Source organism: Moritella viscosa (assembly GCF_900120065.1).
Taxonomy (GTDB): domain Bacteria; phylum Pseudomonadota; class Gammaproteobacteria; order Enterobacterales; family Moritellaceae; genus Moritella; species Moritella viscosa.
Genome location: NZ_FPLG01000038.1, coordinates 1 through 25360, shown reverse-complemented (window position 1 = coordinate 25360; position 25360 = coordinate 1). Strand labels below are relative to the sequence as shown.

At 38.7% G+C, this 25360-nt stretch carries 26 protein-coding genes; 14 read left to right on the top strand and 12 right to left on the bottom strand.

Annotated elements, in window-relative coordinates; all coding sequences use genetic code 11:
- Window positions 1–4: 4 nt before the first annotated feature.
- A complete protein-coding gene (locus BT797_RS05900) occupies window positions 5–1402 on the bottom strand; it encodes an ATP-binding protein (protein WP_045109884.1) in 1398 nt (465 codons plus the stop codon).
- Window positions 1399–2070 (bottom strand): response regulator transcription factor, encoded by a 672-nt coding sequence (locus BT797_RS05895; protein WP_075471331.1) that lies wholly within the window; start codon window positions 2068–2070, stop codon window positions 1399–1401. Before BT797_RS05895 ends, BT797_RS05900 begins: the two co-directional genes overlap by 4 nt.
- Before the next feature lie 229 nt (window positions 2071–2299).
- Here BT797_RS05895 and BT797_RS05890 point away from each other — a divergent pair, with 229 nt between their 5' ends.
- Window positions 2300–2650, top strand: coding sequence for a hypothetical protein (locus BT797_RS05890; protein ID WP_045109882.1), 351 nt, complete (start codon window positions 2300–2302; stop codon window positions 2648–2650).
- On the opposite strand, the gene BT797_RS05885 is transcribed toward BT797_RS05890, so the two are convergent.
- Window positions 2647–3399, bottom strand: coding sequence for a DUF4377 domain-containing protein (locus BT797_RS05885; RefSeq protein ID WP_075471330.1), 753 nt, complete (start codon window positions 3397–3399; stop codon window positions 2647–2649). The genes BT797_RS05890 and BT797_RS05885 overlap by 4 nt on opposite strands.
- A gap of 310 nt (window positions 3400–3709) precedes the next feature.
- A complete protein-coding gene (ohrR, locus tag BT797_RS05880; protein WP_045109880.1) occupies window positions 3710–4153 on the bottom strand; it encodes a transcriptional regulator OhrR in 444 nt (147 codons plus the stop codon).
- A 312-nt stretch (window positions 4154–4465) separates the two neighbouring features.
- On the opposite strand from ohrR, the gene BT797_RS05875 reads away from it, so the two are divergent.
- Window positions 4466–5362, top strand: coding sequence for a methyl-accepting chemotaxis protein (locus BT797_RS05875; RefSeq protein ID WP_045109879.1), 897 nt, complete (start codon window positions 4466–4468; stop codon window positions 5360–5362).
- A gap of 19 nt (window positions 5363–5381) precedes the next feature.
- Window positions 5382–5678: an MGMT family protein gene (locus BT797_RS05870; RefSeq protein WP_280173709.1), complete on the top strand. Its 297-nt coding sequence runs from the start codon at window positions 5382–5384 to the stop codon at window positions 5676–5678.
- A 4-nt stretch (window positions 5679–5682) separates the two neighbouring features.
- Here the strand turns inward: BT797_RS05870 and BT797_RS05865 are convergent, their stop codons facing one another.
- Together BT797_RS05865 and BT797_RS05860 are read right to left on the bottom strand one after the other, a co-directional pair.
- On the bottom strand, window positions 5683–5955 hold the full coding sequence (locus BT797_RS05865) for an acylphosphatase (RefSeq protein WP_075471329.1): 273 nt from the start codon (window positions 5953–5955) through the stop codon (window positions 5683–5685).
- 210 nt (window positions 5956–6165) lie between these two features.
- A complete protein-coding gene (locus tag BT797_RS05860) occupies window positions 6166–7293 on the bottom strand; it encodes a M14 family metallopeptidase (protein ID WP_075471328.1) in 1128 nt (375 codons plus the stop codon).
- A 319-nt stretch (window positions 7294–7612) separates the two neighbouring features.
- On the opposite strand from BT797_RS05860, the gene BT797_RS05855 reads away from it, so the two are divergent.
- Both BT797_RS05855 and BT797_RS05850 read left to right on the top strand, forming a co-directional pair.
- Window positions 7613–8200, top strand: a complete 588-nt coding sequence (locus tag BT797_RS05855; protein WP_045109875.1) for a TetR/AcrR family transcriptional regulator — start codon at window positions 7613–7615, stop codon at window positions 8198–8200.
- A 108-nt stretch (window positions 8201–8308) separates the two neighbouring features.
- Window positions 8309–9154: an alpha/beta hydrolase gene (locus BT797_RS05850; protein ID WP_045109874.1), complete on the top strand. Its 846-nt coding sequence runs from the start codon at window positions 8309–8311 to the stop codon at window positions 9152–9154.
- Window positions 9155–9246: 92 nt separating this feature from the next.
- Here the strand turns inward: BT797_RS05850 and BT797_RS23805 are convergent, their stop codons facing one another.
- Entirely contained in the window at window positions 9247–9402 is a 156-nt protein-coding gene (locus BT797_RS23805; RefSeq protein ID WP_170860724.1) for a hypothetical protein, read from the bottom strand.
- 185 nt (window positions 9403–9587) lie between these two features.
- On the opposite strand from BT797_RS23805, the gene BT797_RS05845 reads away from it, so the two are divergent.
- Window positions 9588–9965 (top strand): MaoP family protein, encoded by a 378-nt coding sequence (locus BT797_RS05845; protein ID WP_045109873.1) that lies wholly within the window; start codon window positions 9588–9590, stop codon window positions 9963–9965.
- Between the two features lie 111 nt (window positions 9966–10076).
- Here BT797_RS05845 and BT797_RS05840 read toward each other — a convergent pair whose 3' ends face one another.
- The 4 genes from BT797_RS05840 to BT797_RS05825 all read right to left on the bottom strand — a co-directional run bounded on the left by BT797_RS05840 (window position 10077) and on the right by BT797_RS05825 (window position 12926).
- Window positions 10077–11108: an arginase family protein gene (locus BT797_RS05840; RefSeq protein ID WP_244534143.1), complete on the bottom strand. Its 1032-nt coding sequence runs from the start codon at window positions 11106–11108 to the stop codon at window positions 10077–10079.
- A gap of 174 nt (window positions 11109–11282) precedes the next feature.
- Window positions 11283–11819 carry an Hsp20 family protein gene (locus BT797_RS05835; protein WP_082293676.1) on the bottom strand — a complete coding sequence of 179 codons (537 nt, stop codon included), beginning with the start codon at window positions 11817–11819 and terminating at the stop codon, window positions 11283–11285.
- Window positions 11820–11987: 168 nt separating this feature from the next.
- Window positions 11988–12440 carry an Hsp20 family protein gene (locus BT797_RS05830; RefSeq protein WP_075471327.1) on the bottom strand — a complete coding sequence of 151 codons (453 nt, stop codon included), beginning with the start codon at window positions 12438–12440 and terminating at the stop codon, window positions 11988–11990.
- A gap of 294 nt (window positions 12441–12734) precedes the next feature.
- Window positions 12735–12926, bottom strand: coding sequence for a hypothetical protein (locus BT797_RS05825; protein ID WP_045109870.1), 192 nt, complete (start codon window positions 12924–12926; stop codon window positions 12735–12737).
- A 244-nt stretch (window positions 12927–13170) separates the two neighbouring features.
- Here BT797_RS05825 and BT797_RS05820 point away from each other — a divergent pair, with 244 nt between their 5' ends.
- The 5 genes from BT797_RS05820 to BT797_RS05800 all read left to right on the top strand — a co-directional run bounded on the left by BT797_RS05820 (window position 13171) and on the right by BT797_RS05800 (window position 17499).
- Window positions 13171–13548 carry a MaoP family protein gene (locus BT797_RS05820; protein WP_045109869.1) on the top strand — a complete coding sequence of 126 codons (378 nt, stop codon included), beginning with the start codon at window positions 13171–13173 and terminating at the stop codon, window positions 13546–13548.
- 194 nt (window positions 13549–13742) lie between these two features.
- The gene (gene pspB, locus BT797_RS05815; protein ID WP_045109868.1) at window positions 13743–13964 is read left to right on the top strand and encodes an envelope stress response membrane protein PspB; all 222 of its coding nucleotides are present in this window, start codon (window positions 13743–13745) and stop codon (window positions 13962–13964) included.
- Window positions 13961–14350 carry an envelope stress response membrane protein PspC gene (gene pspC / locus BT797_RS05810; protein WP_075471326.1) on the top strand — a complete coding sequence of 130 codons (390 nt, stop codon included), beginning with the start codon at window positions 13961–13963 and terminating at the stop codon, window positions 14348–14350. The genes pspB and pspC overlap by 4 nt, the downstream gene beginning before the upstream one ends.
- A gap of 175 nt (window positions 14351–14525) precedes the next feature.
- Entirely contained in the window at window positions 14526–16493 is a 1968-nt protein-coding gene (locus BT797_RS05805; RefSeq protein WP_075471325.1) for a bifunctional 2',3'-cyclic-nucleotide 2'-phosphodiesterase/3'-nucleotidase, read from the top strand.
- 151 nt (window positions 16494–16644) lie between these two features.
- On the top strand, window positions 16645–17499 hold the full coding sequence (locus BT797_RS05800) for an alpha/beta fold hydrolase (protein ID WP_075471324.1): 855 nt from the start codon (window positions 16645–16647) through the stop codon (window positions 17497–17499).
- A 5-nt stretch (window positions 17500–17504) separates the two neighbouring features.
- On the opposite strand, the gene BT797_RS05795 is transcribed toward BT797_RS05800, so the two are convergent.
- The gene (locus BT797_RS05795) at window positions 17505–19754 is read right to left on the bottom strand and encodes an ATP-binding protein (RefSeq protein WP_075471323.1); all 2250 of its coding nucleotides are present in this window, start codon (window positions 19752–19754) and stop codon (window positions 17505–17507) included.
- Window positions 19755–20060: 306 nt separating this feature from the next.
- Between BT797_RS05795 and BT797_RS05790 the strand changes: the two genes are divergently transcribed.
- The 3 genes from BT797_RS05790 (at window position 20061) to BT797_RS05780 (ending at window position 25316) form a co-directional block, all read left to right on the top strand.
- Window positions 20061–20915 (top strand): PfkB family carbohydrate kinase, encoded by an 855-nt coding sequence (locus BT797_RS05790; RefSeq protein ID WP_075471322.1) that lies wholly within the window; start codon window positions 20061–20063, stop codon window positions 20913–20915.
- A 130-nt stretch (window positions 20916–21045) separates the two neighbouring features.
- Entirely contained in the window at window positions 21046–22701 is a 1656-nt protein-coding gene (locus BT797_RS05785; protein WP_075471321.1) for an Lcl domain-containing protein, read from the top strand.
- Window positions 22701–25316 (top strand): cytochrome c peroxidase, encoded by a 2616-nt coding sequence (locus tag BT797_RS05780; RefSeq protein WP_075471320.1) that lies wholly within the window; start codon window positions 22701–22703, stop codon window positions 25314–25316. The genes BT797_RS05785 and BT797_RS05780 overlap by 1 nt, the downstream gene beginning before the upstream one ends.
- Window positions 25317–25360 lie beyond the last annotated feature (44 nt).

Sequence of the window (25360 nt, the reverse complement as noted above, 5' to 3'; positions counted from 1 at the left end):
GCTATTATTGGATAGGAAATCGTAATTTTACCGTGACGCCCTTATTTACATTTAGTTCCGCAACGGCTTCACCGCGCATGATTAACATTGCTTCCTTTACAATGGCAAGGCCGAGACCATACCCTCCAGATTGTTTGTTCCTTGCTTTCTCAATGCGCACAAATGGATCAAAAACACGCTCTAACTGCGGTGTAGGTATTCCAATACCATCATCAGCAATAATTACCTCAACATATTGGTCTTGTTCAACAACAGTTAGTACTATGTTGGCCTTGTCGCCTGCATACTTAATCGAATTCTCAAGCACATTTTTAATCGCCCTCAAACAAAGTCGACTGTCCGCAAGTACCATCGCTGTCGTATTATCCAATTCAACTTTTAATGATTGCTGTGGTTTTAAATCCATTTCACTTTGCATGACTTGGACCTGACACAATGACTCAAGCTGTATTAACACCAAATTAACGGATACGTTTTCATGCTCTAAGCGGCTAAATTCCAGTATTTCACTCACTAGATTATTCATTTCAGCAGATTCATTATCAAGTTTATCTAATAAATCACCTACTTCATCAGGGCAACGTTTACGTAATAAATGCAGGATCAAACTATGCCTTGCAAGTGGTGTTCTTAATTCGTGAGAAACGTCGGTAATGAGCTTTTTCTGTTTACCAATTAAATTATTAATATGTTTAGCCATATCATCCAGGTCTTGCGCAAGCTGATTAAACTCCGTCACGCTATTACCCACTTTATGAGATGCACGAATACTAAAATTTCCTTCCGCTAGGGCGCGACTAGCTGCTTGTAACCGATGCAAAGGTTGTTGTAAATGCCGCGCGAGTAGTAACGAAAAGATAGCAAGTAATATACTAGTGATAACAAATTGGATAGCGGCAAAATAATAAGGGAAATTATGTGCGGGATGCTGCTTATCGGAAAACTGAACGATTAACTGATAGCCAGCTCGCAAGGGCAATGAAATAACAGGTTTATTAACTTTGTTCTCTAAAATTGTATCGAGTGGTCTAATATAGCGTAATTTGAACTTAAAGTGTGGGTGCATGACTCGCGTACTCACCTCATCAAGGTTATCGTTAAGTACAAATAGATAACTTGATTGTGCCTCTTCCCACTCTGCTAATTTAGTTCTATCTATATTCCCTTCACTGTCTTTACTATCAAGTAATGCATCAGCTTGTTTAGCAAGATCTAACATTTCAACTTTAACCGTCGCAGGCAGATGCAATAATACACGTACCAACGCCATTTCAGCGATACTCTGTAGACTAAGAATCAAAACAAGGGTAATCGCAAAATAACTAAATAAACGGAATGCCAGCCCTTGGCGATCACCTAAAAAAAATAATTTTTTACATGCATTCAAACATCTGAGCTTCATACTGCTTGATTACCTACATGCTCAAAAAAACTATAACCTTTACCACGTACCGTTTTAATATGTAATTTAGATAGACCAGATTGCACCATCTTGCGGCGGATATTACTAATGTGCATATCCAAATTACGATCAAATGGGCATAAATCTTTCTTTAATACTTGTTTTTGCAATTCACCTTTCGATACCACAATTTCATGGCGTGACACGAGATACTCAAGTAACTCAGCTTCTGTACCAGTCAGTGATAGACGTGATAGTTGTGTGAAGATTGAACTTTCACCACCCAGGTTTTGCCTTTGCTTTTCTAAACCAACACGACGTAACATCACTTGAATACGCGTTAATAATTCAGGTACATTATAAGGTTTTGCTATATATTGATCCGCACCAGCTTGTAAACAATCAAGCATTGCTGTTTCATCCGCTAATGCAGTCAACATTAAAATAGGCGTTGCAAAGCGCTGACAAATACGTTTTGCCACTTGTAAGCCATTAATATTGGGAAGCATGACATCGAGTAATACGAGGTCAACAGGGTGAGTCTGTATGTAATCGAGCGCGGTTTCACCACAGTGCACACTGTGCACCTGATAACCATCTTCAATTAAAACTTCAGTGAGTAATTCACACAGTTGTATATCATCATCCACGATGAGAATTTGCGACACGGTTAAAAACACCTTAATAATAACAATTCGTATTAGTATTTTAATGAAGTAAAGGCTGAAGCACAACACACATTCAACTACGTTTTATTCAAATCAACACCATAAAGACTAGTTTGTTACTATTTATCTATCATTTATCAGGCTATTTCATTAATTTTAAACTAGATTTGAAGTGGGCAACTACAGAAACCTGCTAGTTTGTAACTATACATAAAAATATGGATATGCAATGTTTAGTGTAAAAAAAGACCTATCGTTAAAAATTAACCGTGAACACTCACGCTTTAATTATGGGGGACAATTCCCCATATTATACGTGAATAAATTAGGACTCTTTGATTTTTTTAAAATACCAATTGAAGTACAAAACATATCTCAATCGGGATTACTGGCAAAAGTAAAAACAAAAAGAAAATTCACTGTAGATGAAAACTTAATGATGGGGTTTAATAACTATTTTACTGACGTAATCAAAACAACCATAGTGAGATGGGATCCAGATCAAGATTTACTTGCTATTAAATTCAGCAGGGAAATAAAATTAATAGAACGCATCGCACTAAGGTGTAATTTCGATTAATCCCAATCTTCGGCAACAAACTGGATCATCAATTCATCATTTTGATACATATTTAAAAATGGCCATTGCACTTGAATGGCATTCACAACACCAAGTGCTTGCTGTAATTTTTGCTCAACAGTATTCGCATTTGGATCTGCACAAGCCATTAGTGTTGAACCAACAGGTCCTAGTTTTAATAATGTATTTTGCAATTTTTCATCTTCAAATAAATGCTGAACCTGACCAAACATATTATTACAGCCAGAGAATCCAGACAAACGATCACCAGAAATAGTTATATTAACGGGTTGCTCAAGCATTAATGGATTGGCGTTATTCAAACCAACAAGTTGTTTAAGATTCCACTTTCGGTTTTCTGTTAACATGGTATTAGAGGCATAATGACGTGGTGTTTTATCTACCTCTGATATCAATGTATACGATAAACTTGACGCGTCGGCAGGCGGATTTGCCGCTTCAGACGTCAGTACCGACAACTTATAAAAAAAGCCTGGTACAAATTCAAAGCCAGCAATATCGTTATAAAATAATTGCCACTCAGTGGCCTTACCATCAATCACTTGATTAACCACCAAGCACTGCATAGGTACAATCCCCTGACAGCCAACACGTTCAGGGGCAATCCAGTATGTTTCATGCGTCGTTACTTCACTCCCCTCAACAGCTCCACTATCACTTGAACAACCAATAAGTAATCCGCTTAATATTCCCGTTAATAATAACGATGCTGGTAATTTAAATCTCATATTGATAAACCTTTTTCCGTTTTCCACTAAACTTGATATGTTAATAACCACTAGTTTCAACTCGTTGACCAAGCTCTGAGGATTGTTATGCATCCATTCTCTCACCTGTTCATAAGACTGTGTGTTTTTGCTATTTATACAGTATGGCATCGTATAGCCATAGTAGTTCAGTCATTAACGTCGGGCGTTACTCAACATACATAACAATCAAGAATGGCAACAAGCTCTCAATCAGTATTTCTCTGAATACTAAATACAAAAATGGGGCTGTTATTCAACAGCCCCATTCATAATTTAATGGCAGTAATGATTAATTTTTTAAATTATCTAACAATGCTTCGCAACTCGCCTTCATCATCAACAACTCTTCTTTTGGTAACCCAGCCTGACAAAACATATTGATAGGAATATCTTTTGCTTGATCTTTTAAAGCTAAGCCAACATCTGTTAGGCACAGTATACGAGCACGTTCATCTTCTTTACTTCGATCTCGACGAATAAGTCCTTTCAATTCCAAGCGCTTTAACAAGGGTGTTAACGTACCAGAATCAAGGTGTAATTGTTCACCTAATACCTTCACACTAATTTCATCTTGCTGCCAAAAAACCAACATAGCTAAATATTGCGGGTAAGTAAGGTCGAGTGCTTTCAACATTGGTCTATATGCGCGAACCATCGCATTCGTCGCACTGTATAATGCAAAACAAACCTGATTATCTAAGCGCAACATCGTCTCTTCATTCGTTTCTGACATCAGGGTCACCTCTCTTAACTGCCTTGCGCACAATATACTTAACTTTTTATAAATGTCGATAGATTTTCAAAAATATAGCAAGAATGATTAAGTAAATAACAACTGATGCCGATAATACAAAAGACGATAAATATGATGGCTTAACTATAGCCAAATAGTTGTCTCAAACATAAAGAATAACTAATTTAATTAATAAGAAAAATAAATTATCTCTTATTACAATTTACGGTCTAGTTATTGCTTAAGAGTATTCAGCGGGATCCACTCTTGCCGCTATAAATTATAAACGACTAAAAAAGGCAGATCTAAGCTATGTTTAATTTTTTTAACACTAATAAAGTCCCTCTTGGACAAGTTCTTATCTCAGAAACAGACTTAGCAGCACTGCAAAGTAAATCACAACTTTTAGATCAACTACAAAATAGTGGCGTATTATCTATTGCCCAAGAAATCACTAAAAATGCACATAAAGTCAATCAATCCTCGGCAAATAGACTTAACAATATCGAACAGAATTTCGATTTAATTCAGGGCTTTATGGAACAGTCCAAAGGGATAGAAAACCTTTCAAATGATTCATTTAATTCTGCACAAAGTACCGCAAATATCTCTCAAACAGGTATTCAACAGCTTGAAGAATTAACGGGCAACATTACCAACTCTGCACAATACATAGCTGAATTTACCGTACTGTTAGCTAACCTAGACGAGAACAATAAAAACATTGGTCAATTAGTTGACTCTATTAAAGGCATTGCCGACCAAACCAACCTACTTGCTCTAAATGCGGCAATTGAAGCGGCACGAGCAGGTGAACATGGTCGTGGATTTGCCGTGGTGGCCGATGAAGTACGCGCACTTGCGAATACAGCAAATCAATCAGCAGACCAGATCCAAGGTGAAATGAAAAAAATCATGGATATTTCAGCAGCGATCATTGATAAACAAAAACAAGTAACAAATATTATTGATGACAGTGTTGATATTGCGACAGTGACAATGCAAAGTCTACAAGAACTCGTATCTCAAGCTAATTCAAGCTCGAGCTTAGTAGAACAAACCATTAGTCAAGTACAGCAACAGCTAAGCCATTCAAGCAGTATTAAAACCGGTATGGAAGCATTAATTAGTGATACTCGAGATGCACTTAGCGGCTCATCAAGTAATGTTAATCTAGGTGAAGAACTGGTGACGAAACTGCGTTTTTAATTCATCAATATGAATAATTTTGATTTGCAAGTATTTGCAAGTATTTGCATTGGTGTATCAAGTACCCGAAGGTAAGGTTGCCACCTATGGCGATATCGCAAAGTTAGCGGGAATGCCAAGTCATGCGCGTCAGGTTGGTAAAGTGCTTAGTCGCTTACCAGCCGACAGCAAGCTGCCTTGGTATCGCATTGTGAATAGCCAAGGAAAAATATCACTGCAAGGTAGCCGTGGTGATTATCAAAGACAACAACTTGCCGCTGAAGGTATTCGACTCTCTGCACACGGTACTATTTCACTAAAAATATACAGAATGTAATCAATTAGCCCTGAGTAAAATTTGGCAGTTTTTTATAATCAATTACAGTAATTTCTAATGCATCGACCTGTGCCGCATCGGGTCCCTCTCGCAACCATAAAATAAGCTTATCTCGTTCAGTTTTATCTCCAAAGACCTGTACTTCAACATCACCGTTTTTCAGGTTAATAGCGTGACCAGTTAAGCCGAGTTGCTGCGCTTGTTCCACAGTTGCATAACGAAAGCCGACCATTTGTACTCTACCATGCACTATGATCTGGTTACCTTCTTGTGACATAACCCTATACCTCTAGCAAATTTGGTCAATATTTATTGAGTATATGTCTAGATTCGCCATTTAGACCACGTTAATTTATCCAACAAACTGATATAGCTCACAAAACCTTTGTGGTTACGAATTTTAGATACAAAAAAACCCGCAAATACTGTTTTTAAAACAACAAGTATGCACGGGCTTTATGCCTTAGCCTTTAATAACTAAAGTCGATTAACGTAAATCGTCAACCACGGCTAACATAGCCACTAATGATGCTTCACCAAGCTTAATAGATCGCTCCGGTGACCAACCCATCATAGGGTCAGGTAAGTTATCATTGTCTTTAAATGGCATTTCCATCGTATTAGCTAAACAATCAAACGTTTCAGCAACCCAGTGTGTGGCGACTGTCATGTTCGCTGTACCTGGTTCATCGACGTCATAACCAAATTCAGATTGGAAGTCTGCACTTGCTAATTTAAACACATCAGAGAAACGATCTCGCAATTTTGCTAATCTATCGTTATAGCTTGGTGTACCTTGCGAACCCGCAAGGAATACATAAGGTAGTGCTTCATCACCGTGCACGTCATAGAATAAATCCACGCCAGTTTCATGCATTTTATTAATCACATGGAACACTTCAGGACTTTTTTCTAAACTTGGGTTTAACCATTCTCGGTTAAGATTCACGCCTAATGCATTGGTACGTAGATGACCACGTGCGCTACCGTCTGGATTCATGTTTGGCACAATGTAGAAGTTAGCTTTATCTAATAATGCTTTACCCGTTGGGTTATCACTATCAAGTAAGCTATGCATTAAACCGTCAACTAACCATTCAGCCATCGTTTCGCCTGGATGCTGACGTGCAGTGATCCAAATATTACGTTTGCCTTCAGCGCCATCACCGATCTTAACTAAGGTTAAATCACGCTTATCAATCGTTTCACCAAGGTGCTCTAGGCTTACTAATGGGTGCATTTGCACTGCAGCAAGTAAATCTTGATGGCGCTCGTAGCTGTACGGTGCAAAGTAAGCAATTTGCATTGACTCACAATCCATATCAGCAATAATCGTTAATTTACCATTTTTATAGAAAGTCGGAAGACGGAACCAGTGCTGACGATCGTATGATGCAACAGCTTGATAGTTTTCCCAGCCTTCTAGGTAAGCCGCTTCGCCAGCATTAAGGATATTCAGTGTGTATTGTTCACCGACGACACCTTCAACACGGAAGTTAAACCATTGGAAAAACTCTTCACCTACATCAGGGCGAATTGCAAGTTGTACATCATTTTTGTCATCTAAATTAATGACTTCAATATTACCAGCATCAAAATTAGCGGTGATCCGCATACGACTTCCTTAATTCATTTTTGAAATTAACTTAAGCATAAACGATCCAGTTGTAACTGGGTAGAGAAGATGTTTACTAATAACGCCAAATACCTTATTTAATTTCCAATCAAGAACAAAAACCAGTATAAATCCGTAGATACAGGAATTGATAAGCCATAAACTGCTTAGCCAATACCCGAATAATTTAACGTCTCACTCCCCCTCATATTAAATACCTATTTAGTTATAAATTTACGACTTAGTGAATTTGGCACTAGCACTAAAAGAACGGTCGTGCTAAAAGTACGATATATCCTAAATACATAAAGTGAATCCGATGAGTAAAGGCCGTATTACCCGAGAACATATTCTAAACATAGCCTTCACCATCGCCAGTGAAACAGGATTAGATAGCTTAACAATTGGCGTACTTGCAAAATCCTGTGGCATGTCTAAAAGTGGCTTGTTTTCGCATTTCAATTCCAAAGAAAACCTGCAAGTAGCAGTGATTGAATATGCGGGAGAGTGCTTTAACGAACGCGTGATCATCGCCGTTCGACGCGAGCAACATACCGATATTAGTGCGCGCTTACAGTCATTGTTACACCACTGGTTAGACTGGAATCACTCATTTCAAGGTAGCTGCATGTTTATGGATGCTTGGAAAGAAAGCAATCATAGCCAAGATGTATTACAACGAACATTACGTAAACAACTGCATACTTGGATCAGTTATTTAGAAATTCAGATTAGCAAAGGTCAACAACATGGTCTATTTCGCGAAGACTTAGTACCAAGGCAGGCAGTATTTCAATTTTACGGCCTGTATTTGAGCAGCCATTTGTTTCATTCGATTGAACTTGAAAACAATGAACGAGCGCTATTTTGGCAAGGTGTCAAACAATTGTATAAGCAATGGCAATAACATAAATACGAATAACATAAACTAATTAACACGGGCGTGTTGACGCCTTTAAATACAATGAAAATAGCACGACCGTTCACTTAAAGGGTGTTATTTAAGGAGTTTACGATGAGCAGTAACATTTATTTTAATACTCGAAAAAAATTTACGATGCGTCGCAGCATGATCAATATCGGTTCTCGATTACATCACAGCATTGCACCCGCTCATGCGTTAAAAACAGCGAAAAATTTATTGTTAACCCCTGTACGTAGTACATCCAAACATGAAGATCCAGTTGGATTATTAAGATCCACACACATGACATCTGAAGGCCGACTAAATACTTATCAAATGGGTAACGGTCCAGTTTGGATCCTAAGCCACGGTTGGTCTGGTAGTGCCAGTCAATTTTTTCCGTTGATGGAACATATTGCCGAACAAGGTTTTACTGCACTCGCTTATGATCACCCCGCACATGGTCAAAGTGAAGGTCGCCATGCTCACTTACCTGCATTTGTACAAGCATTCGATGAGCTCGTCGATAATGTCGATGACGTAGTCGGTATCATTGCACATAGCATGGGCTCAGCCTCGGTATTAGAAAGCCGCCACCCTAAGGTACAAGCGTTACCATTCTTATTAATCGCACCGGTACTCAACTACGTTGATAACTTGTATGAGATGGTGGGTAAATCAGGGTATTCGATGAAATTATTTGGCGCTCTAGTTAAAAATATTGAAGATAAATATCAATACAGTTTAGAAACCATCAAGCCTTACGAAAAACTGATATCTCGCCAACATAAAACCGTTATAGTGCATGATAAACGTGATAGATTTGCTAATTTTAACACTTCTGAATCGGCTGCCGGTGAAGCGATTAATATCAACTTAATCCCCACAAAAGGACAAGGTCATGGCCGTGTGATCCAATGTGATTCAACCATGGCAGCATTTGACAGCTTAGTCTAATAAAGCGCCAACATCACACCTCAGTAAGGCCACTTAAGGCATGATATATTTAAATAGGCTTGTTAGTTAAACAAGCCTATTTACCGACTCAATTAATGAGTATAACTTTCATCGTCAATCGCTTTCTTGTTTCTACGCATATCACGACGCGATCTCTGAGCCTCTTTACGGACGGGAATCCCTAATTCATTTTCATCATCAAATCTAAATACTGGTTTCTTTTTAAATTTAAGATCTAATTTAGTCACTTTCTATTCCTTCACACCCTAAAATTTATATTAATCAATGTATCGGTGACTAGCACCTAATATAAATATTACACCGTCATCGTAAAAAATATAAATCAATTTATTCATCCTCAGTAACAATTTTTTTTGTTGTACAAATATTAAAAACTAAACGATTATCGGCAAAAATTGATGAGGTCTATGAAATGAGAAATATCGGTGTATTCTTGGATGAATTACATTTTCCCTTTGGTTTTACTGCTGATGATATGTTCGACACCAAAGAAGTGACAATACTAGAAAATTTTGGATTAACGATGAGTAAGTTACAGGAAGGTAGTTTACTGCCACTCACCGCTGCAGAGCATTATTTCTTGGCCGAGTTAGATGGTGAATTTCCAATAACATCCGAATTTTCACGCTGCTGGCGTAAGTACAACAGCAAAGTCACACGTCTTGATAATAATGCCCGTGTCCGCCAAAAGTTAAAACGAAAAGCTTCTTGTGACGACGAACCGGAATTAATCAAGATAGCAGATGACGATGACGATGACGGATACACAGAGTTAGAATTCGAATTATAAGAATACGGAAAGATTTGACTTTCCTCCTTGGTAATTTCAGCCTCACGAGCTCAACCGTAAACTAGCGTCGATAACAACAGGTTTATGGTCAAGCTCTTAAAAAACGCCTAATTAACTGGATACTTTTAGGTTTTCTAATACTGTACATATAATTGACGATACATAACTCGTTGTTTTATCATTGTGTTCCAAATCAGGGTTCAATGTCACTATATCAAGTATCTTCAATTTTCCACTACGCGCAATAATCGATAGTGCAAACCTAAGTACCTCTATCGTGATCCCCTGTATTTGACTTGCATGCCTACTGTCATTTTCTGTCAGCAACGCTTGATGATAAATAACAGCTAAATCAATGCTTAAGTGGATATGATCAACTTGCTCAATAAAGCACGCTAATACTTCAGCAATTAAGTCATAATGTTGCGCACTCATATGCTTATCAATCAGCCAATCACAACCAAGCTGCTTTGCATATTCAAATGTATCGAGTGAGTTTGTTCTTTTACAAATGCCTAATCCTAAATAATTAAAAATTTTAAATGTTTCTAAACAATACTGATTAACAGCATTAAATCCAGAGTCTAACTTGGGTGACGGCGTTAATCTTAATTCAAAATTTGGATCAAAATTAATGATGCCAATTTTATTATTGCCAGCATCGTACTCACAGCCATACCATTTATTATGTTGATGGTATTGCTGCTGGTATAAGTGTGCTGAGAGTGCTTGGTAGCTCGCAATTGAAATAAAATCGCTACTACCAACCGTAATAGGAAAATGACCAGCCATTAAATACAGCAGCACCTTTAGATATTGCTCTAATTGAATATCCTCAATATCTAAATCATCAAACCCATCTATATCATCAAGCATTCCTGCGTTATAAACCCGAATATTGGTTTTGGTGAATGCTGCATACATGACACTTCTAGCAATACTTTCTAACCCACCAGGTTTTGATAACACATTGATACCATTTTTATCCGAAACAACCACATTACTCGGGAATCGCCCATCAGCCGCAATACCAAGCAAAACAGCACCGGGAGTTGATTGCGGCCGATATGGCCGCAATACTTTAATTGAACAAAACCAAAGATTTAAATTATGACGTAATCGCTGATAAGATGTCACTTCCACCTATCCCCTTTTAGTTGCGAAATAATGCGATTAAACGCTTTGGGTCAAGGTTTAGCAAATGAGTTATTTTTATCGTGAAGATAAATAAAATTACTCTATGTGTAAAATAAAATAACAAAAAAGCGCATCAATATTGATCCGCTTTGGACAATAAAAAACACTTATTATGATATTTTAACTACCGATAGCGACTTTACGGGGTTGCAATGCTTCTGGCACCTGACGTTGTAGATTAATCGTCAGTAATCCTTGCGCCATCTCAGCACCCAATACATGCACATGGTCGGCGAGTGCAAATTTACGGCTAAAATCTGCTTGATTAATACCTTGGTGTAACAATGTCGATGTGGCTTCTACGGGCTGCTTTTTACCGGTAACAACCAACTCATCAGCCGTCACAGTAATATCGATCTCTTCGAGTGAGAAACCAGCTAGCGCCAGTGTGATTTGATAATCTAACTCACCAATGTGAGTAATGTTATAACGTGGATAGTTCGTATCAACCAGTGTTTTAACCGCTTGGTTTTTTGCTTGCCCACTGTTAACTTTTTTGTTTTTATCCATCGATTTTTTAGCCTTGCACGTATCCAACATACGCTGCGATGCTAATTGCTGTTCAACTAATTTTTGCGCCATATTAGCAAAACGATCAAAACCAACAGCATGGCGATATAGGGGGGCGAAATCAAATGTAGTAGTCGTTGTTGTCATCTCTATTTTCCTCAAACAATAGATAGCTATAAGCCTGCTGAGCAGCACTTATATACCCAAGGCCTTCAGGTACTTGGGGGGAACGAGCTTAGTGAGATTATCCCCACTAAGCCGAATATAATTTATAGGGTTAATGGCACTGTTAATCTATAAACAGTGTTTACAATGTTATCCTGCAGATAGGGTTTTAGCCCCGTTAATGGCAATTTTACGTGGTTTCATTGCATCTGGTAGCTGGCGTTCTAAATCGATATACAACAAGCCATTTTTCATGTCTGCCCCGTTGACAAAAACATGATCAGCAAGCTCGAACTTACGTTCAAAGTTACGCTCTGCAATACCGCGGTGTAAGAAAGTTCGTTGTTCGTCTTCTTTCACCACCGATTCTTTCGTCCCTTTTACTAATAATTCATTATTTTGGGTTGAGATATCAATTTCCGCTTCGTCAAAACCTGCAACAGCCATCGTAATTCGGTAGTTGTTATCATCAATTTGTTCGATGTTATACGGAGGAAAGTTATTACCAGATTGGCGATTTGATGCAGCCGTTTCAGCAAGTGCTGCTAAACGTTCAAAACCAATCGCACTGCGGTATAGAGGAGTAAAGTCAAAAGTACGCATAATTATATTCTCCATTGAGCAATATTATCATAGCCACCAAGCCAAATTAGTTTGCGCCTAGTCATGATATATTTTATTCAGATTTATATGTAATAAGTAACAACATACTCCGTTAGGCAGTTGCTGTTTACTTTACGTTAGGCCTCGTAAGCGCCTAATTAATAGATGTGGATGACAGTATTTGTTTTCAAGTGAAAAACTTAAAACAATTAAACGTGAAACGGTAATAGGTTGAAATATAAGAAGTAAAAATTTAATTTATTACTTTAATTTTCCTTTCTAATATTGCCTTGATTAAAATTGCATACTGTTTTCGTATGACGAACTCTCATACACATAAGTGTTGTCCATCAGCGCATACAAATCCTCTTTTTGACGATTATCACGTCGTGTACGTTTATGCGCCTTACGATCTGATAGCATAATATCGTCATCATCAAAATGCTGCGCTGATTTCTTTTTAAACTTCTGGTCTAATTTAGCCATGTTCATTCCTGCTTATTTCTTTCATTAATAATGTAAAAGTAAAATTGTGACGTTTGATTACAAAAAAATTATTATTGTCATTAAACTGTCAACATCTGCCGTTAGTTTAGAGACCAACTAAGTCTGTAATTAAAATTATAAAGATTGAATATGACATTGCTGTGACAACACTAAGATTGTAATGCAGTGATAAATACTGCCAATGATTGTTGTTACACGGTTAATTTAACGAAAGGTAATCGATATGAGAAGCATGGGTATATTTTTAGATGAAGTGCATTTTCCACTTGGTTTTCAACAACAAAATGCGTTTAATTTAGATGAATCAAAACTTTTAGAAAATTACGGTTTAACAATGCTGCGGCTACAAGAAGGTGATCTTTTGCCAGCCACTGCTGACGAACACTTTTTCCTTGCAGAGCTTGATGGTGAATTTGAGTTAACCTCTGACTTTGCGAGATGCTGGCGAAAGTATAATCATAAAATTACTCATCCTCATTCATTACGTAATACGACACATAAACGCAGTTCAAAACAACCCAGTCGTGATTACTTTGTTGATGAAATATCGACAATAGAAGACATTGATAGCACTTATGACGAGTTAGATTTGGATTCATAATCAGCCTTCAAATCGCATATTTAAAAACGCACCTTCATTAAGGTGCGTTTTAGTTTTAAGCATAATGAAGACAGAGTCCGTCGAGTAAGAAAATGTAATTTCTGCGGGTTTTAACAATACAAACAAGCTATATGTGTATAAAATACAGTAATAAACCATAATAAGTTGTGCGATTATATCAATAAGGAATCTCCATGGATTTTATTCAAGTACCACTCACCGTATTTTTAGTTTTCGTCGCACCTCTGTGGCTAATTTTAGCCTATCGTAGTAAACGCCAAAGCAATCAAGGGTTATCAAAGAAAGACAAAGACAAGTTACAGACATTGATTAGCCGTACCGAACAATTACAAGATCGTGTTATCTCGTTAGAACAAATTTTAGATGAAGAATCACCTAAATGGAGAGACCGATGAACGCTAAATCCCTATATCGAGACACCGAAAATGGCAAGCTAGGCGGTGTGTGCGCGGGCTTAGCAGCGTCCTTCGGGGCTGAAGTTTGGCTTGTGCGATTACTGTTCGTATCCTTATTTTTATTCACGGGTTTCTTTCTTGCCATTCTTATTTATATCATTGCCTGTTTACTGCTCGACAAAATGCCGATTGAAAAGCAACAACAACGAAGCATTTATGCCAACCATTCAATGAAAACAAAACCATGGCAACAAGGTCATACTGCAGAAAAATTGCTGGAGAATATTACCGCAGAACTCGATGATATTGATCAAGGTCTACAGAAAATGGAAAATTATATTATTTCTTTTTCATTCAAAATGGATCGTGAATTCAAGCAAAAATAAAGACAACCGAATCAGTTTTATCCCCTACTCGTTGATAAAAAATTAAACGTAATGAATAAAAAAATGGATAAAACAAGCGATTAACAACATTAAAACGCCAAGCTCAGTATATTTATGCTACCTTGGCGTTTTCTGTATCTATTCCTACCTACTTCTTATTAATTTGGAGAAAACAATGTCATTGTCTATCAAACCTGTGGCTATTGCAGTACTCGGAGGTCTGCTTACCATGGCCGGTCCTACTTATGCTGACACCATCAAATTACGTATTCTAGAAACGACGGATATTCACACTAATGTCATGGACTATGACTATTACAAGAACAAGCCGACAAAGAAAACAGGCCTTGTACGTACAGCCACATTAGTAAAAGAAGCCCGCGCTGAAGTAACCAATAGTGTACTGGTTGATAATGGTGATTTATTGCAAGGTAGTCCAATGGGCGACTACATGGCAGCTAAAGGTCTTAAACCCGGCGATATACACCCTGTTTATAAAGCAATGAACCAACTCGATTATGAAGTAGGTAATTTAGGTAATCATGAATTTAACTACGGGTTAGAGTTCTTAAAAGAAGCGACGAATGACGCGAATTTCCCCTATATTAATGCGAACGTTATCGACCTTAAAACCGGTAAAAACATGTTCACCCCCTACATTATCAAAACAAACACGTTTAAAGATACAGATGGCGTAGAACACCAAGTTAAGATTGGTTATATCGGTTTTGTACCACCACAAATCTTAATCTGGGACAAGAAAAACCTAGAAGGTAAAGTTGAAGCGTTAGACATTAAACAAACCGCCGAAAGATTTGTACCACAAATGAAAGCGGAAGGCGCAGACATTATTCTGGCGATCCCGCATTCAGGCGTATCAGCTGACCCATATAAAGTAATGGCTGAAAACTCAGTCTACTATCTAACACAAGTATCGGGTATTGATGCGATTGCATTTGGTCATTCACACGCAGTATTCCCAAGTAAAACCTTTGCTAAAATACCAGGTGTCGATATCAAAAAAGGGACTATCAACGGTATACCTGCTGTTATGCCTGGTCGTTGGGGCGATCACGTAGGTATCATGGATTTGGTGTTAGACAAACAAGGTGATACTTGGAAAGTAACGAGTGCACAAACAGAAGCACGTCCTATCTTTGATAAATTAACGAAAAAATCATTAGTAGCCGCCGATGAAAAAATGGTTGCAGCAGTACAAGCTGATCACAAAGCAACACGTAATTTTGTTAACCAACCTATTGGTAAAGCAAATGACGTGATGTACAGCTTCCTTGCGCTAGTACAAGACGATCCAACAATCCAAATCGTTAACCTTGCACAACAAGATTACGTAAAACGCTTTATTCAAGGTGACCCTGATTTAGAAGGCATCCCTGTACTTTCTGCAGCTGCACCGTTTAAAGCCGGTGGCCGTGGTAACGACCCAACGAACTTTACTGAAGTTGAATCTGGTCAGTTAACATTCCGTAACGCAGCTGATCTTTATCTTTACCCGAATACCCTCGTTGCCATGAAAGTAACAGGTAAAGAAGTGAAAGAATGGTTGGAATGCTCAGCAGGTCAATTCAATCAAATTAATCTAAACAGTACGGCTCCACAAGGGTTAATTAACTGGGAAGGTTTCCGAACTTATAACTATGATGTGATTGACGGTGTGAAATACAGCATCGACTTATCGCAGCCAGCACGTTATAACGGTGAATGTAAGATCATCAACCCTGACTCAAATCGTATTACCGACTTAACGTTCGAAGGAAAGCCCGTTAACTCTCTCCAACCTTTCATCGTAGCAACCAATAACTACCGCGCTTACAGTGGTAAATTCGCGGGTACAGGCGAAGCATTTGTTGCATTTGCATCACCTGATGAAAACCGTACTGTACTTGCAGATTACATTAGCCGCGTTAGTAAAGAACAAGGCCAAGTAACACCAAGTGCAGATAACAACTGGCACTTCACACCATTACAAAGCAACAAGAAGCTAACCATTACTTTTGAAACAGCACCAGGTAACAAAGCTGCACAGTTCATCAAGGACAAAGGCCAATACCCAATGCAATACATTAAAGATGATAAACTTGGTTTTGCCGTATACAGCCTAGATTTACAAAATAAAAAATAACGTTTAATTCAATTTAACTAAACCTAAACGTGTAATACCGCAGCCAGTCTGCGGTATTTTTATAGCTGGCGACAAGGCAAATTTATCGAACCAAAAGCACTATCATTGAGCATGCTATACTTAAACAGTATTAACCAAGACAGGACGTCCCATGAGTACTAACAGCAAGCGTCAGATGAGTAATAATCAAATAAAGAACAATAATAACGAAAACACCACCACAGTACCTTGTTACTATGAACAACAAGGTAGCGGTAGTCCTATTGTATTTATTCACGGCTCATACGCAACAACGTCAACGTGGAAGAAAATAGTCCAACAACTTGCAAACACACACCATTGTATTTCTATTAAATTACCCGGTCATAGTGGTATGCCAGATCCCGATGATTTTTCAGCACCAAACATCAATACAGAACTTCATATTATTGAATCGGTAGTCACAAAATTAACTAATCAGCCAATCCATCTCATCGGGCATTCCTTTGGGGGGGTAGTGGCATTGGCCTTAGCGCTAAAAGGTTCCATAGAAATACAAGAATTAACCCTATTTGAACCTGTATCGACATGGGTACTCGAGTCTGTTGAAGATAGAGGTATGATGGCTCGGGTAAACGAGTTTGTTCAAGATTATCGCCAAGGTATTAGTAACAATGAACCTTATGTATGTGGAAAAGTAATAGACTTTTGGGCTGGTAAAGGTGCATTTAATCTCCTACCCGACTTCATCAAAGATGCTATGGTACCGTTAACAGCGAATAACAATCGCCACTGGACACTGTCTATGAACATCCATCTGAATCGAAAAACACTAAACGCATTAACGATTCCAACAAGGTTAGTCTGTGGGTCTGTATCAAATCCAGTTGCGCAAGCCATCGTTAATCATCTGAGTAATGAATTAGCAAACAGTAAAAAGTACATGATACAAGGCGCTAGCCACTTTTTAGTGACCAGCCACGCCACTCAATGCCTTGATATTATTTCCAAGACTATTCAGCGGTGATATGCTTAACTGTATTTGTTAATTTTATCCCTAAATATCTCTTTTTTAAATGGCTTGGGTAAATAGTCATCCATACCTGAATCAAAACAGCGTTGAATATCGTCTTCTAAAATACTGGCTGTTAACGCAATAATAGGAATACGAGACAACGAATACGTTTCTTCATATTCACGAATACCGATCGTGGCATCAAAGCCATCCATCACTGGCATCATGCAATCCATAAATACGAGGTTAATGTTTTGATGATTTTCAGCATAGATATCTATCGCTTCTTGGCCATTTTGAGCAATCAGTACATCAAGCCCTAACTGATTAATATTAATCGACGCTACTTTTTGGTTAATTAAATTATCTTCAACTAACAAAATAGCACGATTAATTTTAGGAAATTCCAAGTCTTTTTCGGTATTTACAGCAAGATTAAGATCATTAATCATATTCATTAATCTTAAGCCCAATAACGGTTTCGTAATATAAGCATCCACTAATTGCGCATAGTTAAATTGTTCGCTGTGATTACTGCGAGACAGAAAAATAGGTGTTCCACCTACTTTTTGGCGTAATATTTGTAACTCTATTTTAGCCAATTCAACTTCTTGTTGATTATAAATAATAATCGAATTGGGTTTCAGGCTTGCCGAAACACGGTTGATATCAGCACATTCTGTTGATGCAATGCCGAGGTGTTTTAATTCGCGTTGTAAAAGTCCGGTATTTTCAGGATGAACAATGATTGCTTGGTGTGGTGATACAGCCTGTTTAGGCTGTATTTTTTCTATTCCGGCGACAATATTAAAGTGAAAATCACTTCCTTCCGTTTGAGCTGACGTAACCGCAATATTGCCGCCCATGAGATTTATGATCTTAGCACTAATAGACAAGCCTAAACCCGTACCACCAAAGTGACGCGTCGTATCGTTATTTTCTTGCTGGAACGCTTCGAATATTTTTTCATGCTTATCTTTATTAATCCCAATACCCGTGTCTTTCACCGAGAATAACAACTCAATATTTTCCGCATCAATAAGATTAGTTTGTAACGAAAATACGATTTTACCGCTAGCAGTAAACTTAATCGCATTAGAAGCGAGGTTCATTAATACCTGCCTAAGTTTATACTCATCAAGCTTTAATAACTCAGGGAGATCAGGACTAATTTGAATATCAAGTTTAATCTCTTTCTCTTGTGCTTTTGCGGCGATTAAAGAAGCCGTATCAAACAGTACCTCTTTCACATTAGACGTGTGTGGTGAAATAACTAAGTTACCTGATTCAATTTTCGATAAATCGAGTACATCGTTAATCAACATAAGTAATGTTTGTGACGACGAATCAATCGTCATCAGGTAGTCTTTTTGAATGGGTGATAACTGAGAGTCTTTCAAGATCTCAGACATACCAATAATACCGTTTAATGGCGTTCGTATCTCGTGGGACATATTAGCCAAAAATGTACTTTTAGCGCAATTAGCTTTATTCGCATTATCTTTTTCTTGTGTGATAGTCGCAATATTTTGCTTTAACTGAGTTTGCAACGCAGCCAGATGCGCAAAAGAATCACTCATTTCATCATCTATACTATTCTGAATGCGCTTATCGTGATCGCCCGCTGCGATATAGCCTATATTGCGGTTCAAATCATGTAATCGCGCAATAATACTGTGTTTAATCAATCCATAAATACACGCAATGGCGACCAATAAGATCGTAAAGACAATTAACAACCAAATGAACTCTTTAAATAAATGACTATGAAAATCATTAACCGCCTGTTCAGACCTCGTATTAATTTGATCATATTCTTGATTTAAGCGTTGCCTTAAAACTTGAAATTCTTGCCTAATTGCCCATGAAATGATCATTTTTGCTTCAGCATCAGTTTCGTTCATGTAATCTTGTGTTAATTGACGCCATTGAGGCATTAGCGATAAAATATTGTAACTGTCTTGTTTATCACCCAAAGCAATGTATTTTTCATAACGCGTTTTAATTTGATCAAGATTTTTATTAATAACAGTGAAGGCTTCATCATCACCGTCAATAATGAATTGTTGAAAGGCAGAATATGCTTGATAAGTATCACGATCAGCGTTGAGAATAAGCGTACTCGCATGACGGTAAACATTCGCTTGTTGATCTACGGCTGTTTTTCCATAATCAATAAGACGGGAGCCTTCATAAATAGAGAAAAGTAAACAAAATATAAAAATTCCTATCAACAAATTTAATTTAGCGCGTATAGATATAAACATAAAAATCCTTTAAAATTCTATTTCATCACTTTATAGGTATGAAATGTCGTATACCAAGCGACAACGTCATCCCAACACTATAAACCTAGCACTAAAACATAAAAAATAGTGTAACACCCCTCCATGTTATTCACTACGTACTTTCTCGTGACCCAACTTGGTAATAACAAGATCACATTTTGATTAAAATTAACGTACATTGCGCCTCATATAGCTCAGTTTTGTAGCACAACACTGGCTGATATTTTCTTTTCTCGCTGAAATAAGAGACAATTATCATCAACACATAATCCAAGGCTATTACCTATGTCAAACGTCCTATTACTTGCCAATTTGAACTGTGATCGAGTATTACAATTGGATAGGCAATTGATGACAGGAGGCCGCCACTATTATGCTGAGAATGGCCGTCGGTTAGGCGGAGGTGGTGCCAATACTGGATTAGGTTTGGTTTATGCCGGGCATAAAGTAGCCCTAGTCAGCCAAGTCGGTAATGATAAAACCGCAGACTGGTTATTAGCAGAAGCCTGTCTGCAAGGATTAGATTGTAGCTTATTACAACGTAATGAACTCGATACACCCGAATTATTATTAGTCATGACACCCGATGGTGAACGCACGATTATTCGTCCACAACGCCCTATTTTCACGTTAGGCCCAGAACCCAATTTTAAGCATTGGCAAGCGCTGTATATTAACTCTTCAGCAGTCGGTACCGAACATTGGGCACAAGCTGCACTTGAACACACTTTGGTGATAGCCCAATTAGCTAAAGACAACCGTTCACGCCCTTGCCACGTCTTAATCTCCTCTCGTTCAGACCTCCGTAATCATGGTATTGATGTGAATAACAGCGAAGAATTATGGTGCTATGGTCAGTCTATCGCAGGTCAAACCTTACGTTATTTTATTCTAACTGATGGTGAAAAAGGCGCCGTCGCTTATCACCACCAGCAGCATATTTCAATTGCAGCAATCTCAGCTAACGTTGTTGATACAACAGGAGCTGGCGATGCATTTGCATCAGGATTAATCCACGGATTACTCACCGACCATGATATAAAACAAGCCATGATAACCGGATCCGAATGGGCTGCGATTGCAGTCTCAACGGCGAGTTCCATTCCTGGCACTGAACTACAGCTGCATTTAAGTAAATAACCTCCCTCACCTTAACCAGATAACCACACATAACAATGTAAATGATAATTACTATTATTTGCACTTGCGAACTCATTCCCGATTCTGTATTATCCCCCCCCCAACTTGCAAATCGGATAAACTAAAAAAAATGAAAAAAACAGCATTATATATAGCTTTCATAAGCATACTCCTAAGTGCGTGCGATGATTCAAATTCAACAGCCGCACAAAAACCTGTGGAGCCGACTGTACCTTCGAAACCCACAGAACCTACTATTCCTACGGTAACTGCCCATATAAAAACCACCGATATAGCACTTGTATCACCAACAATGCTTCGTTTTACCGCCCCCGGTGTTACCGCTACCAATGCAAGTAAAGTAACAGACATCAAGACTAACTTCGGTGAAGCGAGTGTTGAGCAAACGACAGGGACTATTACTTTCCAACCTTATACTCCTTCTACGACTAATCCTTTAAGCGCTGAAATTATTGCAGCCCAGAACGATTACCAATTTGCAATTAGCTATCAAGTTGAGAATACAATTTATCAACTTGATGGTTTAGCATTACCGCTGTATAACGATAAATCAAATAAGCCAGCGCTACGCTTCAGCAAAGTGAGTAAAGATGGCACACCTTTATCATCAGAAGACCAAGCGCGACCAGCAAATGCTAGTGATTGGAGCTGTGTAACAGATAACAACAGTGACCTCATGTGGCAAGTACCTCAAGCACATGGCACATACGCATTTGATTCAACCTACTACTGGGGTGATCGCACTATCAATCATCGTGATTCCAGCAAAGCAATCTGCACACTTAGTGGTAACTGCAATACCAAAAACTTGGTTGCAGAAGCAAACAAAAAACAACTTTGTGGACGCTCAGACTGGCGTTTAGCAACTCGCACTGAGTGGAAAACGCTATTAGATAAAAAACTTTTCGATAAAGACTCAAAACACTCGCCAATTAACAGCTTCTACTTCCCTTATGTCGACTCTAATTACGGTGAAGCTTATTGGACTGATTCATTTACTATTTATCCAAATGGCCATGATAACAATGCCGCAGATGATGATTGGCAGGGCTCAAATGCCCTTGTTGGTGATGCATATGTGATGTGGATGGACGACGATTTTGATTTTGCCAACATGCCGCCGCGTTCAACAAACGAACCTCACTTTACGATGTTAGTAAACGGTACTGTTATTCCTGATAACAAGGACAATGATGTACCAGCACGAGACACCGTGTTAGCATCAAAAAGTGTAGCTGTTGACGTTGACGAAAATCTTAATTGGCAATCGCGTTTTGTTAAACATGGCGCACTCGGTCAAGCTCTGGTAGAACAAGCCAGTACAAAATGGACTTGTACATCTGACCTTGCATACAGAGACTTGTTACCAAATACACAGATTCTATGGCAACGTATCAGTAAAAATGAGCAACTGAAAAACCACGCTCAGGCTGTAGAATACGCCGAAGAAATCAACAAATCAGCATTGTGTGGACAAACTAACTGGCGTTTACCCACAGAAAATGAATTAAAAAGCCTATTACTGAGCCCCCAACCATTCTTATATCGTGCTAGCTATATTACAAGTGTGCTTGATGACACAGTCATTGGCAAAACTTTCGAAGGTATAAACAGCTATTACTGGACTTCAACAGTCGGCTCATACTTTCCAGACACAGAACACAGTGCAGTTGCATTTCAAGATCAGTATGCTGACAGTAGCGAAGAATCAAATACCCGTGAATACCGAGTACGCCTAATCTCAACAACGAAACTGCAAAAATAATGATCAAAGATACATTTAAAAGTATGCAACGCCTGTCAGTGATCATCACTGGCTGTGCGTTATTGGCTGCATGTGGTGGAGACTCCGGCTCCGGCACTGGTACTGGCACTAGTGCCGATTCCGGTTCTGGAACTAGCACTGGCTCTAACACTGCTAAACCGCTAGTATTGAACCCGAGTATACAGCTAACGCAAGGGCGTACGACAACTCAGCAGTACGTCTTAACGCCCACGCAAGAGCTACGGCTGATTCAGCCAGGCCTGTATGGTAATGCCAGCGTTCAAGGCAATACGTTTACCTATCAGGCAAATGCCGACGCACAGGGTTCCGACCATGTAAAATTGGCCATAATATCAAATGATAAAATTGAGACTATCAACTGGCTGATTAGAGTGAATCAGCCAACACCTCGCTTTGCAACATTAACGCTCGGTGACAGTAGTCAGAAGAAGAAATGGCAGTGCCTAACAGATAATAATATTCATCAAAGTGTCGTTTGGGCCAGTCCACTACAGCCATCAATGCAAACTTATGCTTGGGGTGACTGGCAACCAACCTTGCCTGATTTTCAAGCTCAATGCCAATTCACAGATAGTGATGGCAACAGTCAAGCATGTACAACAGATACGCTTGTTGAATACGCGAATCAACAAAACTGGTGTGGCCGCGATGATTGGCGTTTACCGTCAGACTATGAAATGAAAGGATTAATCAGTGAGCAAGATTACGCATTAGATAATAATCAAGCTGCCATTGACCCTTATTTTTTTTCTGCAACAGGTTTTGAGACTTACTGGTTAGCGAATGATAACCCTCTGTTAAATTCTGATAATATTGCACCAACGTTAGATTTTGCGACAGGTCGCCATACTACCGTTATGCAAAACAAACGTAAGCCTAAATCAGTGATGCTTGTTAGTGGTGTAAAACGTGATGCAACACTACCATCAGAACAAAAGAAGCCACAAGCAGAAAAGGACAGCTTTATACGGTTAGACAATAGCGGTCAACCACTACCAAAAGCACTGCAAGCTGCTGACTATGCTGATGCACCTTGGCGTTGTTTAGATGATACGCGCGGATTAGTACGTGATAACTTCTATTTACGCGATAAGCAGTTCTCTTACGTATATTGGTTAACCCCTGCTCCACAAGACATCACTAACACTAACCAGCAGTTATCAATACAGACGAGTGTACCAAAGGCTGTCTCAGATATTAATCAAGCGACATTTTGTGGCCGTGATGACTGGCGGCTACCCACAGCTGATGAGTTAGCAATGTTACTGCATAAAGGTGAACAAGAGAGTGATTACAGCTTATTATATGAAACATCACTCAACAAACCTGAAGCTGGTGATTATTGGGTTAAAACGGCCTCTGGTTATGGCTTGTTCAGTTTACCAACAACAGTAAACTTACAACCAAAATCAACGACTGACGCAGACATTGGGCGTATTTTATTAATAGCAACAGAGTTTGAAAGCAGAGCGACAGAAGATCCGCGTTCAGTGAACAACCACGCTCAACCTAACTTCAATAGCCTAAGACAAGCCTATGCCAATAATAGTGATTATTGGCCAACACCATTTGTCGATGATATGTCGAGCTATCAAGAACTGGGCACTATGCCTAAACCAAGCTTTCCTAACGAAAACCCTTATAGTGAGCTAAAAGTCGCATTAGGAGAAAAGCTCTTCTTCGACCCCTTCTTATCTCGAGCCGGTGATGTGGCGTGTTCGAGTTGTCATGACCCTAAATTAGGTTGGGGAGATGGACAAGAGGTTTCTATTGGCCATGATCGTCAACGTGGCAAACGTAACGCTCCTACAATTGTAAACAGTGCATTCTTACCTGTATTATTTTGGGATAGTCGTGCAGCAACATTAGAACAGCAAGCACTAATGCCAATTCAAGACCCAGTAGAAATGGCTGAAAATTTACCGCGTTTACTTTCACGACTCAATGCACATACACAATATCCAGCCTTGTTTAAACAAGCATTTCCAGAAGATGCGATGAGTGCTGATATCACAGAGCAACAATTAGGAATGGCACTTGCCACATTCCAGCGAACGATTATTAGTAACAAAAGTCGTTTTGATACATTTGTAGCTCAGGCTGATAGTACAGGCAATACTAGCGCACTTTCTGATAAAGAACTGTGGGGATTAGACATCTTCCGCCGCAATGGCCGTTGTGTTAATTGTCACATGGGGGCTGAATTTACTGATCACAAAATGCAAAATGTCGGACTGACTTATTATCAAGGTTTTTATGAAGATCTGGGATTGTATAATGTTGATAAAAAATCAAGTAGTGTCGGTAAATTTAAAACACCTTCATTACGTGATGTGATGAACAACCACCCATGGTTCCATAACGGTTTACTCGATACGATGGAAGGTATTATCTCAATGTACTCAGCAGGTATGGCAGATAATGCACCCTTTGGTTGGGGTAAGTATGATCCCAATTACCCGGTATTATCAAAGAAAATTAGGCCATTAAATCTAACGGTTACAGAAGCTGAAGCATTACAAGCCTTTTTAACCACAATCACGGCTCCAACGCCTCAAAAGCCAGCAACTAGATTTGAGTTAGGACTCCATTAACATCACTATATTATCGGCTTAAATGATTAGTAGGTGTTTATTAT